Origin of the sequence: Dankookia sp. P2 (assembly GCF_050632255.1) — a bacterium.
In the GTDB taxonomy this organism is placed as follows: Bacteria; Pseudomonadota; Alphaproteobacteria; order Acetobacterales; family Acetobacteraceae; genus Paracraurococcus.
In genome coordinates this window covers 195,510-209,679 of record NZ_CP192581.1, presented here as the reverse complement: position 1 = coordinate 209,679, position 14,170 = coordinate 195,510, and the positions used below count along the sequence as shown (strand labels likewise).

Sequence of the window (14,170 nt, the reverse complement as noted above, 5' to 3'; positions counted from 1 at the left end):
TAGGATGGCGTGAGCGCCCGGCCCCGTACATCCCATTTGAATGCCGCCCTCTACGGAGGTGCGTGGCCTACGCGTTGACCAAAACGCCGTAGCTGGCCCCCTGGCGTGATTTGCTGCGGTGCGGCAGCATTCCGGCTCATCCCGGACCGAGGCACCATGCCGCAGATCGACGCCGACCGCTTCCTCCGCGACCTGAACGAGCTACGGCAGATCGGCGCCTACAAGACCGGCGTCCACCGGCCGACCTATTCGCCGGAGGACATGGAAAGCCGCCGTTGGCTGATGGCGCGGATGGCCGAGATCGAGGCTCGACCCCGCGATCGACGGCATTGGCAATGTCTATGGCCGGCACCGCGGCGCCGGGCCGCATCTGCTGGCCGGCAGCCATATCGAAACCCAGAATCACGCCGGCTGGCTGGACGGCGCACTCGGCGTGGTCGCCGGCCTCGCCCTGGCGCGGGCCGGGCTGCCGGTCGATGTCGTCGCCTTCGCCGATGAGGAGGGACATTTCGAAGGTGGCTTCCTCGGCAGCCGCTCCATCCTCGGTCTGCTGCCGGATGACGAGATCGACCGCAGCCGCAACCGGAGCGACGGTACGCCGCTGCGCAGCGCGCTGGCCGCAGCGGGCCTCGCCAACAAGCCGCGCATGCAGCTGGAGAAGGGCCGCCACAAGGGCTTCTTCGAGATGCACATCGAGCAGGGGACGCAAGCTGGAGCGCGCCGGGCTGCAGGCCGGCGTGGTCACCGGCATCGTCGCCATCTGGCAGTGGCGCATCACCATCGATGGGATGCAGGACCACGCCGGCGGCACGACGATGGCGGAGCGGCGCGATGCCGGGCTGGCCGCCGTGCGGCTGCTGGCGATGATCGACCAGGAATTCCCCAGGGTCTGCGGCGAGCGCAGCGCATGGACCTGCGGCCGCATTGCGGGTCGAGCCCGGCGCACCGAGCATCATCCCCGGCAGGGCGGATATCCTTTTCCAGTTCCGCGACATCGACCTGGTGGTGCTGGAGCGTATGGAGCGCTGCCTCCGTGCCTGCGTGCAGGAGAGCAACCGGCGTGAGCGCACCACGGCGACGCTGCTGAACATCAGCAAGTCGCTGCCTGCCCCCTGCGACCCGGCGATGATGGCGGCGCTGGATGCCGCGGCCGAGAGCCTAGCGCCCGGTCTCTGGCAGCGGATGCCGAGCGGGGCGGGGCACGATGCGCAGTACATGGCGCGCGCCATGCCGGTTGCGATGCTCTTCACGCCCTCGATCGGCGGCATCAGCCACCACTGGGCGGAGGATACGAAGGAGGAGGATCTGGCTCTCTGCATGCGCATCCTGGGCGACGCGGCGGCGCGTTACTTGGCGGGATAGACAGCGGCCGCGAGGCAAAGGGCCAGGGAACCGCAGCCGCGTAATTCGTTTTCCTTACGATCCGATGATGGCGGCCATCCAGCCTGGCTGGTAGAGCCCGCTGATTGGGCCGGCCGCGTCCGGTCCGCCCGCAACCGCGGCGAGGTCGCGGCATAATCGTGCGCCTCGGTTGGACGGTAGCAACAAGACAGGAAGGCCGATGCCCGACGCCGTGGCGGAGCGCGCGAGGAAGCTGCCGACCCTGCGCGCCTATCTCGCCGCGCTTGCTGCCGCCGTCCTCCTGCCGGCTCTTGGCGTCGGCGCGGCCGCGGTTTGGACCGCCGTGCAGGGCCAGCGTGCCGCCTTCGAGAACGGGCTGCGCGACACCGCGCGGGCGCTGGCGGCAGCGGTCGACGCCGAGGTCGCCGGGGTGGGGGCGGCGCTGGCGGCCTTCGTCACCTCGCCGGCTTTCGGCCCCGACCCGGCCGCGCCGGATTTGGCGGCGGTGGATGCGCAGGCCCGCCGCATCGCCGGGCGGATCGGCGCGGCGCTCTACCTGGCGCGGCGTGACGGCACCCGCCTGGTGACCACGCGTGCGCCGGGCGGCACCCCGCTGCCGCCCCTTGCCGGGCGCGAACTGGTCGAGCGAGTCTTCGCCACCCGGCGGCCCGCCCTGGGCAATCTGGTCATCGGCTCGGTCTCCGGCGTACCCACCATCGCGCTTGGCGTCCCGGTCTTCGACCAGGCCGGCCAGGTCGTCCTGATGGCCGGCGCGTCGTTCGATGCCACCCGGCTGAGCGACCTGCTGGCGGCGCGGGGCCGGGACGGGGCCGCCTTCGCCGCCCTGGTCGATGCCGCCGACGTCATCGTGGCCCGCTCGCGCGACCATGACCGCTTCGTCGGCCAGCGGGTGCTGGACTGGGTGCTGACCGGGACGCAGGGCCGCGAGGGCGGCCTGATGCACGGGCCGAAGCCGCCTCGGCGATGAGACGATCAGCGCCTTCCGCCGCCTGACTGGGGTGCCCGGCTGGATGATCATCGTGGGTGAGTCCGTCGCCGTCCGCGATGCGGCGGTCTGGCGAGGCAGTTGGCGCCCTTGCGGTCGGCGGGTTGGGTGTCCTCGGTCTCGCGCTCGGCGCCGCCCTGGCCACCGGCGCGCTGGTGGTCCGCCCGGTCCGCGCCCTGACCCGGCAGGCCGAGGCGGTGGCCGCCGGTGTTGGTTCGGAGGCGCCCGAGGCGGCGAGCCGGTTTCCCCGCGTGGCCGAGTTCGAGCGCCTGCGCCTGGCGACCGGCCGGGCCGAGGGCGACCCTACGGGCCGAGCGCGACCGGGCGAGGCTCTATTTCGACGTGGCCGGCGCCATGCTGCTGGTGCTCGCCCCGGACGGCACGGTGCGGGCGATCAACCGGCGCGGGCTTGAGGTACTGGGGCTGGAGCGGGACAGCGAGGCCATCGGGCGGGACTGGATCGCCACTTTCATCCCGGCGCGTATCCACCCGGAGGTACGGCCGGTCTTCGCCGCCCTCGCCACCGGAATGGGCGAGCCGGCGGTATTCGGCAGCTTCGAGAACCCGGTTCTGCGCGCCGACGGCACCGAGCGACTGGTGAGCTGGCGCAATGCCACGCTGCGCGACGCCGCCGGCGCGCCAGCCGCCGTGGTCGCCTCGGGCGAGGACATCACCGAAGCCCGCGCGGCCGAACGGCACCAGCGCCTGCTCGCCCGCGAGGTGGACCATCGTGCCAAGAACGTCCTCGCCGTGGTGCAGTCTATCCTGCGGCTGACCCCGGCGCGGGATCCGGCGGCCTTCCGCACGGCGGTGGAGAAGCGGATTGCGGCGCTCCGGTCGGGCGCATGGGTTGCTGGCCGCCGGGCGGTGGCAGTCCACCGAGCTGCGGAGCCTGCTGGAGCTTGGATTGCGCGCCCATGCGGGGCCGAGAGCGCCATCCGGCTGCATGGCCCGCCGCTGCCGGTCGCCTCCACTGCAGCGCAGGCGGTGGCAATGCTGGTGCACGGCTGGCCACCAACGCCGCAAAGCGCGGCGCGCTGTCGGTACCGGGCGGGCAGTTGACGGTGAGCTGGTGCGCGGAGGGAGAGACCATGCTGCGGCTGCACTGGGCCGAGGCAGGCGGCCCCGCGGTCGCCGGCCCGCCGGCCCGGCGCGGCTTCGGCTCGCAGGTAGTCGAGGCGGTGGTGCGCGGCCAGCTCGGCGGCTCGGTGCGGCGGGACTGGGCGCATGACGGGCTGGTGGTCGAGGTGACGCTGCCGCTGGCGCGCCTGCAGGCCGCCCCGGCGAAAGGCATCGGCACCCCGGTCTGTCGTCCCTAATCCAGCGGCATCAGCGACACATGGGCCGCGACGATCCGCCAGCCCTCAGGGAAGCGCACCCAGGTCTGGCTCTGCCGCCCGTGCCGCGCGCCGCGCAGGGATCCCGTGTTCGCCGTGGCGAAGTCGCGGCCATAGGTGGTGATGATCGTGTTCTGCAGCGTGCGCTCGAGGCCTACCGGCGAGCGCCCGGCGCGGAAGGCGGCGATCATCTCCCAGCCCAGCAGGTTCTCGGCCGGGCCGTAGCGCAGCGTGCGAACATCCTTGCGGAACAGCTCCTGCAGTAAGGCGACGTCGTTGGTGACCAGTGCCCGCTCGTACTCGGCGAACATGGCCCGCATCTCGGCCAGAACTTCGGGAATATCGACCTGCATCAAACCTGCTCCTTGGCCTTCATGTAGGCGCGCCACCCGCCGGTGGCCGAGATGTCCGGGGTGGCGAGCACGCCTGCCGTCTCGCAGAGGAAGCCGAGCGGCGTCGAGCCATCCTCCAGCGTCACCCGGCCGAAGCCGAGCGGCGGCGGGATCTCGGCCAGGAAGGGGCCGATGCTCGCCACCGGAAAGGCCCAGACCTCGCCGGCGATGGCGACGCCCCTCGGTCACCCGCACCAGGCCTGGCCGGCTGCCGAGGTCGTGGAGGCGATAGAGCGGCGCGGTGCGCGCGGCGGTGACGAAGCGCCCGCCATGCCGCAGCACCTGCGGGTTCAGCGGCAGCCCCGCCATATGCGCGCCGATCGCCAGCAGCGTGATCTCGCCCGGCGCCAGCGCCGGCAGGGCGGTCGGCGGCGGGATGACTGCGCCGGTGGCGCCCAGCGTCACGCCGGCCACCGCGTGCAGCGCGGCGCCGAGCCCGGCCAGCCGTGCCTCGGCGAAGGCCGAGGCCGACCAGCGTGACACCGGCGGGACGGCCATCGGCACGGAAGCCGGCGGGCACGGCGAGTGCGGACAGGTCGCAGATGTTGACGAAGTTGGTGTAGGTGCCGAGCCGGCTGTTGGCCGCGACGGGCTCTGCCGCCAGGTCGGCCAGGGTCGGCGTGCCGGGCGCGGTCGGCAGCAGCAGGACATCGGTCCCGGCGAACAACGCGCGCGCCAGGCGGCGCGCCTCGGCGGCGGCGTGGAAGTCCTCCCAGGCATCGATGGTAAGCTTGGGCAAGCCGGCTTCCAGGATGCCCCGGGTCACCGGGTGGATCGCCTCCGGCTTCGCCGCCAGCAGGTCGCGCAGCGCCGCGGTGCGCTCCGCCACCCAGGCACCGTCATAGAGCCGCCGGGCGATCGCCAGGAAGGGCGCGATATCGACGCGGGTGAGCGTGCCGCCCAGCGCCTCGGCCCGGGCCAGCGTCGCGTCGTACAGCGCGGCATCGTCCGGGCTGTCGAAGACCAGCTGCTCCGCCAGCGGGGCTGCCAGTCGCCAGGCCGGTTGCGGCACCGGCGCCGCGCACCAGCCCGCGGGGGCGGCGCGCGAATAGCGGTCGGCCGCGGCCGGGCCGGCCATCACCTCGAGCACCGCGGCGGCATCGGCGACGGTGAGCGCGAAGACCGAGACGACGTCGAGCGAGCGGCAGGCCGGCACCACCCCTGGGTCGGCACCAGCCCGAGGCTCGGCTTCAGCCCGACGATATTGTTCAGCATCGCCGGCACCCGGCCGGACCCGGCGGTATCGGTGCCGAGGGAGAAGGCGGCGATGCCGGCGGACACGGCGGTGGCCGAGCCCGAGGAGGAGCCGCCTGGGACGCAATCCGGCACCACCGGGTTGCGCGGCGTGCCGAAGGGGCTGCGCGTGCCGTTGAGCCCGGTGGCGAACTGGTCGAGGTTTACCTTGCCGAGCAGCAGGGCGCCGGCCGCCAGCAGGCGGGCGACGACGGGCGCGTCCTCGGCCGGCACATAGGCATAGTCGGGGCAGGCGGCCGTGGTCGGCATGCCGGCGACGTCGATATTGTCCTTCACCACGAAGGGCACGCCGAACAGGGCGCGTCCCTGCGGCCCCTCGGCGGCGAGCGCCGCGGCGCGGGCGCGCACCGCGTTCGGCGGCACCCGGGCGAGGAACAGCGCCGGGTCGTCCCAGGTGGCGATCCGCGCCAGCGCCGCATCGGCGACCGCGGCGGGGCTGCCGCCGGCGGCATAGAAGCCGGCTAGCGCGGGCAGGGTGAAGACCTCGGGCGCGGTCATGCGGGATAGTCCAGCAAGGCTGCGGCAGCGCGCAGCAGCTCGCCATCCCGGGCGCGCAACGCGTCGAGGATGCGGAAGTGGTCGGCCCCGGCGATCGGCACCAGCGGCCCTGGGATATGCGCCTCGGCCCGCGCGGCGTGGAAGGTGCGGGACTGCCGGCGCAACTCCGGCAGTTCGCCGGTGCCATAGGCCACCGCCATGGGCTTCCGGACCATCGGCTGGCGCAGCGGCGACAGCGTCTCGATCTCCGCCTCGGTCAGCTGCAGCTTGTCGTTCAGGTAGGTGTCGCGGATCGGTGCCAGCTCGAAGACGCCGGAGATGGCGAGCCCGGCCGTGACTGCCGGATGGCCGACGCAGGCGCCGACGAGATGCCCGCCGGCCGACCAGCCCGACAGCACCACGCGCCCGGCGATGCCATGGGCAGGGCCATGCTCCTGCAGCCAGGACAGCGCGGCATGGATCTCGGCCACGATCTGAGTCAGCGAGGCGTCGGGCGCCAGCGTGTAGCCGGGGAACCCGACCGACCAGCCGCGGGCGAGGGCGCCTTCGGCGAGCACGCAGAAATCCTCCCGCCGGTTGCGCTGCCAATAGCCGCCATGCACGAAGACCAGGCAGGGCGCGTCCGCCGCGGCGGCGGGGAAGAGGTCCATTTGCACCGCTCGCCCGGCGCATAAGGCAGGTCGAGATGGCCCGGATGCGCGGCACGGAACGCGGCGGAGGCGGCATTGCGCGCGGCGATCAGCGCGGCGCTATCGGCGACGGCGCGGGTGTTGTCATAGGCGGCGTCGCGCTGGTCGCGCGTCGCGCCGGCCCAGAAATCGGCCATCGGGTAGGGCGTCATGCGGGGTCTCCGGCCAGGTCGCGGCGCATCAGCACCACCTGGATGTTGCGCTTGATCTCGTGCTCCAGCCCCACCTGCACCCAGCCGAGCCCCGCATAGAGCGGCGCCGCGGTCCAGGTGTAGAGCCAGAGCGTCCGGACGCCGGCGGCGCGGGCGAAGCCCTCGACATGCCGCACGAGCGCGCTGGCATGGCCGCGGCCGCGGAAGGCCGGGGGCACATAGACGCCGGCGAGCCAGGGGGTGAGGTCGGGGCGGCTGTCCAGATCGTCATGTGCCAGGCTGGCCGTGCCGGCGGGGGCGTCGCCGTCGAACAGCACGAAGCTCTCCTCCGGTCCCTTCGTTGGGCCGAGGATCAGCGCCGTGAGTTCCGCCACGCTGCGCCCGCCGGGCCGGCCGAAGGCCTCGACAAGCCAGGCTGCGACCTGCGGCGCAAGCTCCGGGTGGTCCGAGACGGCGAGGATGCGGGTGGACATGGTCGGGATCCCGGCTGCGGGGGCGGGACGCTATCACCGGACGCCATGGACCCACTAGGGATGCCCGCCCAGCAGCGCCGAGAGATGCCGCCGCAGCGCGTTGAACTCGGGCGAGGTCGGGTCGCGCGGCCGGGCCAGGGCGATGCGTTCGTCGGCGACTATCCGGCCCGGCCCGGGCGACATCACCACCACCCGGTCGGCGAGAAGGATCGCCTCCTCGATCGCATGCGTGACGAAGATCACCGTCAGCTTGGTCCGCGCCCAGATCTCCAGCAACTCCTCCTGCAGCCGCTCGCGGGTGAAGGCGTCGAGCGCGCCGAAGGGCTCGTCCATCAGCACGACCTCGGCGTCGTTGGCGAGCACGCGGGCGATCGCCACGCGCTGCTTCATCCCGCCGGAGAGCTGGTGCGGATAGGCATCGGCGAAGCGGGTGAGGCCGACGGTGTCGACGAAGCGCTTCGCGGTCGCGGCAACCTCCGACTTGGGCCGGCCGCGCGCGGCGGGGCCGAAGCCGACATTCTGGGTGACGGTCAGCCAGGGGAACAGGCCGTAATCCTGGAAGACCATGCCGCGGTCGGGGCCGGGGCCTGGGACCGGCTTGCCCCACATCAGCAGCGCGCCTGGTTCGGCACCTCGAAGCCGCCGACCATCCGCAGCAGCGTCGACTTGCCGCAGCCGGACGGGCCGATCAGGCAGATGAACTCGCCCTTCTCGATCCGCAGCGAGACATCGGACAGCGCGGTGATGCTCTCTGCCCCGAAGGCGAAGCACGTGGTCACCCGCTGCACGTCGAGGATCGGCAGCATGGTGCCGGCGCGCACCGGCACCGCCGAGAGGTCATCCATGTTGCGGGTTCCAGCGCAGCAGCCGCCGCCCCAGCATCTGCACCAGCTGGTCCGAGACGAAGCCGAGCAGGCCGATGGTCACCATCCCCGCGATGACGATCTCGGTGCGGGATAGCTGTCGCGCCTCCATGATGATGGCGCCGAGCCCGGTCTGCACGCCGGTCATCTCGCCGACCACGATCACCACCCAGGCGAAGCCGAGGCCGAGCCGCAGCCCGGTGAAGATCGAGGGCAGCGAGGCCGGCAGCACCACCTTCCAGAAGATCGCCCGGGCGCTCACGCCGAGCATCGCCGCCGCCTCGAACAATCTTCCCTCGACGCTGCGGACGCCGAAGATGGTGTTCAGCAGGATCGGGTAGAAGGCGCCGAGAAAGACCAGGAAGAAGGCCGAGCGCGGGCCGATGCCGAAGACGATCATCGCCAGCGGCAGCCAGGCGGTCACCGGGATCGGCCGCAGGATTTGCAAGGATGGATCGAGCAGGTCGCGCACCACGGCGATGCGGCCGATCAGCATCCCGAGCGGCAGCGCGACCAGGGCCGCCAGGGCGAAGCCGCCATAGACCCGGCCGAGGCTGGCCAGCGTGTGCTCCAGCAGGGTCGCCGAATAGAGGTCGTCCCAGACCCCGCCGAAGGCGAGGTCCCACCATTGCACGGCGACGTCCCAGGGCGGCGGGATCAGGCTGAAGGCGCGCCCGCTGGTCGTGAGGTGCCAGGCCAGCAGGCCGAGCACCGGGGCGGCGACCGCCAGCAGCGCCTGGCGAGGCGAGACGCCCCGCCCGGCACGCGCGCTCATGCCGCCGTCTTCGCCAGCTTCGTCCGAGAACTGGGTGGCGAAGAAGCTGCCGAAATCCGGCATCGCGCGGATCTGCTTCAGGCTCAGCATGTGGTCGGCATAGGTTTTCGACCGCTGCACCATCTCTGGCGTCATCTGCCAGTTCAGCTCGACATTGGGCAGGCTGACCTCGAGCGCCTCGCGCTTCATGCCGAGCCGGGCGACCGCGGTCTCGATCGTCGCATCACGGTTGGCCATGCCGAACTCGCTCGCCTTCCGATGGACGCGCAGCATCTGCCGCACCAGGTCGGGCTTCTGCGCCACCGTCTCGGCATGGGTGGCGAAGATCATGTTCAGCGAGCCCATCGGCGTCGAATAGGGGTATTCCACGATCTTGCCGATGCCGGAGGAAACCGAGACGCCGGGCCCAGGCTCGGCGCCGACATAGGCATCGACATCGCCGCGGGCGAGGGCGATCGGCATCTCGCTGAAGGACACGCGGATGGATTGGATGTCGCGGATGGTCATGCCCTCCATCCTCAGCCGCTCTAGGATGAAGACCTCCTGTGTCGAGCCCGGCCAGATGCCGACCTTCTTGCCGCGGAGATCAGCGAGCTTGCCGATCCCACCCTCCTTGCGCGCGACCACCGCCATGCCGCGGTCGCAGCAGGAGCCGACTACCACCACCGGCTCGCGCGCCGCGGCGCCGAGGATGCCGGCGGCGATGCCGAAGGCGCCGAAATCGACCGACTTCGTGACGACGGCGTTCTTCGACTCGGTCGGGCTCTCGAAGACTACGATCTCGATCTTCATCCCGTCCGGCTGGAAGCGCTCGTACATATAAGGCGCGATCGAGTGGATCAGGCGCAGCGCGCCGACCTTCACGGTAACGCCCTGGGCGCGGACTGCGGGTGCCGCCAGGCCGGCGGCGCCGGCGGTGAGCGAGCTTGCCAGGATGCTGCGGCGGGTGATGGTCATTGGCGTGGGCCTCCCGGGCGGATCGACGTCCCGCCGCGGAATGCAACGGCCATGCCGGGACCCTAGGGCCGTGCACATGCCCCGGGCGGCGGTCGCGTCGCCCAGGGCATAGGCAGCTCTGCTCAGCCGGCGCGCAATTCCCGCACGGGCTTGCCGGCAAGGTAGCCCGCCACCGCCTCGACTGCCCCGGCGAAATAGGCACGGTAATTCTCCTCCGTCACATAGCCCAGATGCGGCGTCAGCACGGTGTTGGGTGCAGCGAGGATGGGGTGCCCGGGCGGCAGCGGCTCGGTGTCGAAGACATCGATCCCGGCGCCGGCGATCCGCCGCTCGCCCAGCGCCGTGATCAGCGCGGCCTGGTCGATCAGCGGCCCGCGGCTGGTGTTGACGATCACGGCCGAGGATTTCATCCGGGCGAAATCGGCCGCGCCGATGATGCCGCGCGAGCGGTCCGACAGGATGAGGTGCAGGGTCACCACATCCGCCTCGGCCAGCAATTGTTCCTTGCTGACGGCCGTGGCGCCTGCGGCCTCGGCCTTTTCCGGCGTCAGGTTCTGACTCCAGGCGATGACCTTCATGCCGAAGGCGGCGCCGACCCTGGCGACCCGACTGCCGAGATTGCCGAGCCCGACGCAGCCGAGCGTCTTGCCTTCCAGCGTGTTGCCGAGCCTTACCTGCCAGCGGCCCTCGCGCAGCGCCGCTTCCTGCTCCGGGATCCGGCGCATGAGGGGAGAGGATGAGGCCCCATGTCAGGTCGACGGTCGGATGCGCGAAGGAGGGCGTACCGCAGACCGTGACGCCGCGCTCCGCGCAGGCCTCGAGATCTATGCCGCGGTTGCGGCCGCCGGTTGTGATGAGAAGCTTCAGGTTCGGCAGCTGCTCGATCAGGGCGCGCGGGAAGGGGGTGCGCTCCCGCATCGCCAGAATGGCGTCGCAGGGCTTCAGCCGGTCCAGCAGCGCGGGGCCGGTGACGGTGTCGCGGTACTGCTCGATCTGGATTGAGGCGGGCAGCCGGTCCCAGGGGCCGAGCGCCAGGGTGACCCCCTGGTAGTCGTCGAGGATGGCCAGGCGCTTGATCTCGGGCATCGGTCTCTCTCCCACGGATGGACCCGTCATGGCGGGGCCTGCCGCCGCCAGCAAGCCCGGGGACGACAGCGGCCGGCGTTCGGGCGCGACGCTGCGCCACTGCGGCTCGTTGTCGTCTGCGCGGAGGTCCACGCGTGCGGGCGTTCACGCCCTGCCGCGATCCGCGCTAGCCCCGCAGCCCCCGCAATGGATCGAGGATCACCGCCACATCGATCGCTTCCTGCAGCACGGCGCCCTGCACCGGTGTCAGCCAGCCGGCGGCCGCCGCCAGCATCCCCAGCACCGACAGCCCGATCCCGGCGACGACGCCCTGCAGCGCAATGCCGCGGACCCGGCGGGCGATGCGCATGGCCTCGGCCAGCCGGTCGATCCGGTCGACCAGCACCACCGCATCCGCCGCCTCGGCGCTGGCCGCTGCCCCTCGGGCCCCCATGGCGACTCCGATATCGGCCGCCGCCAGCGCCGGCGCGTCATTGACCCCGTCGCCCAGCATCAGGACCGGACCGGCCGGCTTTTCGCGCAGCACGGCGGCGACCTTCTCGGCCGGGCTGCGCTCCGCCAGCACCGCATCGACCCCGAGCCGCGCCCCGACCGCCTCGGCGACCGAGGCACGATCGCCCGAGAGCAGCACGATCCGCAGAATGCCGGCCGCTCGCGCCGTTGCCAGCATGGCGGCGGCGTCCTGGCGCAGCGGGTCGGCCAGCACCAGCAGCCCGGCCGGCGCGCCGTCCACTGTGACGCAGACCCGCAACGCGCCGGGCGCCTGAGCATCTTTCGCAGTGCCGGCATCGGGCCAGCCATGCGCGGCGACGAAGCCGGCGCCACCAAGCGCCACCGCGCGGCCGCCGACCCGGCCGGCAATGCCGGACCCGGCTTCCTCCCGCACCGCCTCGGGGATGGTCAGGACGAGCCCTGCCGACCGCGCCGCCTCGACCAGGCCGATGGCGACGGGATGACCGCTGACCTGGTCGAGCGAGGCGGCCAGACGCAGCAGCTCTGCCGGCGCCATGTTGCCCGCCGGCCGGGTCTCCAGCAGGCGGACGCGGCCTTCGGTGAGCGTGCCGGTCTTGTCCAGCAGCAGGACCCGGACGCGGCCCAGCAGCTCCAGCGCAGCGCCGCTCTTCACCAGCACGCCGGCGCGGGCCGCGCGCGACAGGCCGGCGATCAACGCCACCGGCACCGCCAGGATCAGCGGGCAGGGGGTCGCGACCACCAGAACCGCGAGCGCGCGGCGCGGATCGGCCGAGACCAGCCATGCGGCGCCGACGATCAGCAGCGTCACGCCGAGGAAGCCCAGCGCCCAGCGGTCAGCCAGCCGCGCCATCGGCGCCCGGCTGGCCTGGGCTTGTTCCACAAGACGGATGATCCCAGCCAGGGTGCTGTCGCCGGCGGTCTGCTCGGCCTGCAGCTCGAAGGCCTCGCCGACATTCGTGGCGCCCGACAGCGCCGGCGCGCCGGGGCGAGGACCATGGGGGTCGCCTCCCCGGTCAGGGCCGCCGCATCCAGCACGGCGGGGCCAAGGACGTGGCCGTCGACCGGCACCACCTCGCCCTGGCGGACCAGCACCCGGTCGTCGGGCCTGAGCGCCTCGATCGGCACAGTCTCCAGCCCGGCCGACCCGTGCCGGGTGGCGCGACGCGGCTGGCGGGAGAGCAGGGCAGTCATTTCCCGCCGGGCCCGCTGCCGCGCATAATCCTCGAGGAAGCTGCCGCCGGCGAACATCAGGGCGACGACGGCGGCAGCAAGGTCCTCACCCACCGCCAGGGCGCCCGCCATCGAGAGCGCGGCGAGCAGGTCCAGCCCGGCCTGCCCGCGCAGCATGCCCTGGACGATGTCGCGCAGCAGCGCCGCCAGGACCGGCAGGGTCGCCAGCGCGAAGACGCTGTCCGCCAGATCGGGCGCCAGCCAGACCAGCGCCAGGCCCAGCACCAGCCCGGATGCGGCCCAGGCGAGCAAGGCCAGCCGCAGGCGGTGGAGTCCGGCGGCATCAGGCCTGCGGCAGCAGCACCCGGGTAGCGGCATCGCGCAGCCGGGGCGGGACCGGCACGGTGCGGGTCTGCTCGGCCCGGGCGACATAGACGTGGACGAAGTGGCCCTCCGCGCTGGCGCGGTCCTCGGCATTGCGGAAGATGCCGAGCTCGTAGCGGATCGATGAGGCGCCGAGCCGGCCGCAGCGGATGCCGCAGGTGACCAGGTCGGGGAAGGCGATCGGCGCGAAATAGCGGCACTGGGTCTCGACCACGAGCCCGACCTCGGTGCTGCTGCCGAGGTCGAGCACCTGATGGGCGATCAGGAACTGCGCCACCGCAGTGTCGATCCAGGAATAATAGGTGACGTTGTTGACGTGGCCGTAGACGTCGTTGTCCATCCAGCGCGTCGGAATCTCGGTGAACCAGCGGTAGTCGGCGCGGGTGCCGACGGGGACCTTGCCGCTCATGTCAGCGCCTCCTCGACCAGGGCATTGTCGACGCAGTCGGCGAAGGCGGGGATGTGGCTGATGGCGCCGGCGGCGAGCATGGCGCGGCCCAGCGTCTCGAAGGCCTCCTGCGGGAAAAGCGGCCCGGCATCCCAGAGGCCGAGCGCCTGGTAGCGGGCGATGGCACGGCTGCGATGCGCCGCGGGGACATCCGGAAAGCGGGGGGCGATGCGCGCGGCGACCTCCTCGGCCGGCGCGGTCCGGATGACATCGAGCGCCTCCGCCATCGCCCGGATCATCGCCCGCAGCGGCTCGCGTTTTGCCGCGATACCCGCCTCGGTCGCATAGAAGGCGGTATAGGCGGTATGGCCGCGGCTCGCCTGGGCATGCCAGACGGCACCGCCGGCATCCTCGACCTGGCAGGCGAAAGGCTCGAACACCTGCGCCAGGTCGAGCCGGCCGCTGACCACCGCCGCGGCATTCGCCGACATTCCCTGGCCGCGCACCGTCTCCAGTGCACCCCAGTCCATCCCCCGCGCCGCGACATCGCCGCGCAGGCACCAGACCGGCGTCGGCACTTCGGCGACCAGGCCAAGCTTCAGGCCTGCCAAGTCCTCGATACGGAAGCCCTGCCGCGGCGCGGCGCCGAGCAGCAGGAAAGGGTCGCGCATCACCACAGCGCAGAAGCTGCGCAGGGTGCAGGCGGGGTCCTGCGCGCGCAGCAGCATGGGACGCATCGGCCCGGACCAGGCAAGGTCGGCTTCCCCTGCCAGCAGCCTGGCGCAGGCGGCGTCGGCGGTGCCGGCCGTCACCATCTCCACGGCCACGCCCTGGCGGGCGAAGGCATCCAGCGACTCGGCCAGGTAGAAGGGCGCGTAGAAGAGGGCCCTAAAGGGCTCCAGCAGGGTCATCCTGTGCATGGCTATTCCCG

At 72.3% G+C, this 14,170-nt stretch carries 17 protein-coding genes and 3 pseudogenes; 6 read left to right on the top strand and 14 right to left on the bottom strand.

Going from position 1 to position 14,170, the window contains the following annotated elements; all coding sequences use genetic code 11:
* Positions 1 to 136 precede the first annotated feature (136 nt).
* Positions 137 to 925 (bottom strand): hypothetical protein, encoded by a 789-nt coding sequence (locus ACQ86J_RS01120; protein ID WP_431269689.1) that lies wholly within the window; start codon positions 923 to 925, stop codon positions 137 to 139.
* Here ACQ86J_RS01120 and ACQ86J_RS01115 point away from each other — a divergent pair.
* From ACQ86J_RS01115 to ACQ86J_RS01095, 5 genes are all read left to right on the top strand, one after another.
* Positions 925 to 1,362 carry a M20/M25/M40 family metallo-hydrolase gene (locus ACQ86J_RS01115; RefSeq protein WP_431269688.1) on the top strand — a complete coding sequence of 146 codons (438 nt, stop codon included), beginning with the start codon at positions 925 to 927 and terminating at the stop codon, positions 1,360 to 1,362. The genes ACQ86J_RS01120 and ACQ86J_RS01115 overlap by 1 nt on opposite strands.
* 199 nt (positions 1,363 to 1,561) lie before the next feature.
* The gene (locus tag ACQ86J_RS01110) at positions 1,562 to 2,329 is read left to right on the top strand and encodes a cache domain-containing protein (protein ID WP_431269687.1); all 768 of its coding nucleotides are present in this window, start codon (positions 1,562 to 1,564) and stop codon (positions 2,327 to 2,329) included.
* Positions 2,330 to 2,451: 122 nt separating this feature from the next.
* Complete coding sequence (locus ACQ86J_RS01105; protein ID WP_431269686.1) at positions 2,452 to 2,760, top strand: hypothetical protein; 309 nt, start codon at positions 2,452 to 2,454, stop codon at positions 2,758 to 2,760.
* Positions 2,690 to 3,409 (top strand): PAS domain-containing protein, encoded by a 720-nt coding sequence (locus tag ACQ86J_RS01100; protein WP_431269685.1) that lies wholly within the window; start codon positions 2,690 to 2,692, stop codon positions 3,407 to 3,409. The genes ACQ86J_RS01105 and ACQ86J_RS01100 overlap by 71 nt, the downstream gene beginning before the upstream one ends.
* A 29-nt stretch (positions 3,410 to 3,438) precedes the next feature.
* Positions 3,439 to 3,666: a hypothetical protein gene (locus tag ACQ86J_RS01095; RefSeq protein WP_431269684.1), complete on the top strand. Its 228-nt coding sequence runs from the start codon at positions 3,439 to 3,441 to the stop codon at positions 3,664 to 3,666.
* Here the strand turns inward: ACQ86J_RS01095 and hpxZ are convergent.
* From hpxZ to ACQ86J_RS01050, 9 genes and pseudogenes are all read right to left on the bottom strand, one after another.
* Entirely contained in the window at positions 3,663 to 4,037 is a 375-nt protein-coding gene (gene hpxZ / locus ACQ86J_RS01090) for an oxalurate catabolism protein HpxZ (RefSeq protein WP_431272696.1), read from the bottom strand. The two genes, ACQ86J_RS01095 and hpxZ, sit on opposite strands and share 4 nt — an antisense overlap.
* Positions 4,037 to 4,385 (bottom strand): annotated as a pseudogene (locus tag ACQ86J_RS01085) (allophanate hydrolase-related protein). The gene hpxZ and the pseudogene ACQ86J_RS01085 overlap by 1 nt, the downstream one beginning before the upstream one ends.
* Before the next feature lie 217 nt (positions 4,386 to 4,602).
* A pseudogene (locus ACQ86J_RS01080) lies at positions 4,603 to 5,828 on the bottom strand (allophanate hydrolase); the annotation flags it as partial.
* Positions 5,825 to 6,478 (bottom strand): alpha/beta hydrolase, encoded by a 654-nt coding sequence (locus ACQ86J_RS01075; protein WP_431269683.1) that lies wholly within the window; start codon positions 6,476 to 6,478, stop codon positions 5,825 to 5,827. The pseudogene ACQ86J_RS01080 and the gene ACQ86J_RS01075, both read right to left, overlap by 4 nt.
* Before the next feature lie 187 nt (positions 6,479 to 6,665).
* Complete coding sequence (locus ACQ86J_RS01070) at positions 6,666 to 7,142, bottom strand: GNAT family N-acetyltransferase (RefSeq protein ID WP_431269682.1); 477 nt, start codon at positions 7,140 to 7,142, stop codon at positions 6,666 to 6,668.
* A 54-nt stretch (positions 7,143 to 7,196) separates the two neighbouring features.
* Positions 7,197 to 7,751 (bottom strand): ABC transporter ATP-binding protein, encoded by a 555-nt coding sequence (locus tag ACQ86J_RS01065; RefSeq protein WP_431269681.1) that lies wholly within the window; start codon positions 7,749 to 7,751, stop codon positions 7,197 to 7,199.
* Positions 7,751 to 7,987 carry an ATP-binding cassette domain-containing protein gene (locus tag ACQ86J_RS01060; protein WP_431269680.1) on the bottom strand — a complete coding sequence of 79 codons (237 nt, stop codon included), beginning with the start codon at positions 7,985 to 7,987 and terminating at the stop codon, positions 7,751 to 7,753. Before ACQ86J_RS01060 ends, ACQ86J_RS01065 begins: the two co-directional genes overlap by 1 nt.
* Entirely contained in the window at positions 7,980 to 9,737 is a 1,758-nt protein-coding gene (locus ACQ86J_RS01055; protein ID WP_431269679.1) for an ABC transporter permease subunit, read from the bottom strand. Before ACQ86J_RS01055 ends, ACQ86J_RS01060 begins: the two co-directional genes overlap by 8 nt.
* A 122-nt stretch (positions 9,738 to 9,859) precedes the next feature.
* A complete protein-coding gene (locus ACQ86J_RS01050) occupies positions 9,860 to 10,462 on the bottom strand; it encodes an NAD(P)-dependent oxidoreductase (RefSeq protein ID WP_431269678.1) in 603 nt (200 codons plus the stop codon).
* On the opposite strand from ACQ86J_RS01050, the gene ACQ86J_RS01045 reads away from it, so the two are divergent.
* Positions 10,461 to 10,739: a hypothetical protein gene (locus tag ACQ86J_RS01045; RefSeq protein WP_431269677.1), complete on the top strand. Its 279-nt coding sequence runs from the start codon at positions 10,461 to 10,463 to the stop codon at positions 10,737 to 10,739. The genes ACQ86J_RS01050 and ACQ86J_RS01045 overlap by 2 nt on opposite strands.
* 250 nt (positions 10,740 to 10,989) lie before the next feature.
* Here ACQ86J_RS01045 and ACQ86J_RS01040 read toward each other — a convergent pair whose 3' ends face one another.
* From ACQ86J_RS01040 to ACQ86J_RS01025, 4 genes and pseudogenes are all read right to left on the bottom strand, one after another.
* Complete coding sequence (locus ACQ86J_RS01040; protein ID WP_431272695.1) at positions 10,990 to 12,231, bottom strand: heavy metal translocating P-type ATPase; 1,242 nt, start codon at positions 12,229 to 12,231, stop codon at positions 10,990 to 10,992.
* A gap of 119 nt (positions 12,232 to 12,350) precedes the next feature.
* A pseudogene (locus ACQ86J_RS01035) lies at positions 12,351 to 12,488 on the bottom strand (heavy metal translocating P-type ATPase); the annotation flags it as partial.
* A gap of 322 nt (positions 12,489 to 12,810) precedes the next feature.
* The gene (locus ACQ86J_RS01030; protein WP_431269676.1) at positions 12,811 to 13,260 is read right to left on the bottom strand and encodes an acyl-CoA thioesterase; all 450 of its coding nucleotides are present in this window, start codon (positions 13,258 to 13,260) and stop codon (positions 12,811 to 12,813) included.
* The gene (locus tag ACQ86J_RS01025) at positions 13,257 to 14,159 is read right to left on the bottom strand and encodes an ABC transporter substrate-binding protein (protein ID WP_431269675.1); all 903 of its coding nucleotides are present in this window, start codon (positions 14,157 to 14,159) and stop codon (positions 13,257 to 13,259) included. Before ACQ86J_RS01025 ends, ACQ86J_RS01030 begins: the two co-directional genes overlap by 4 nt.
* Positions 14,160 to 14,170: the final 11 nt, after the last annotated feature.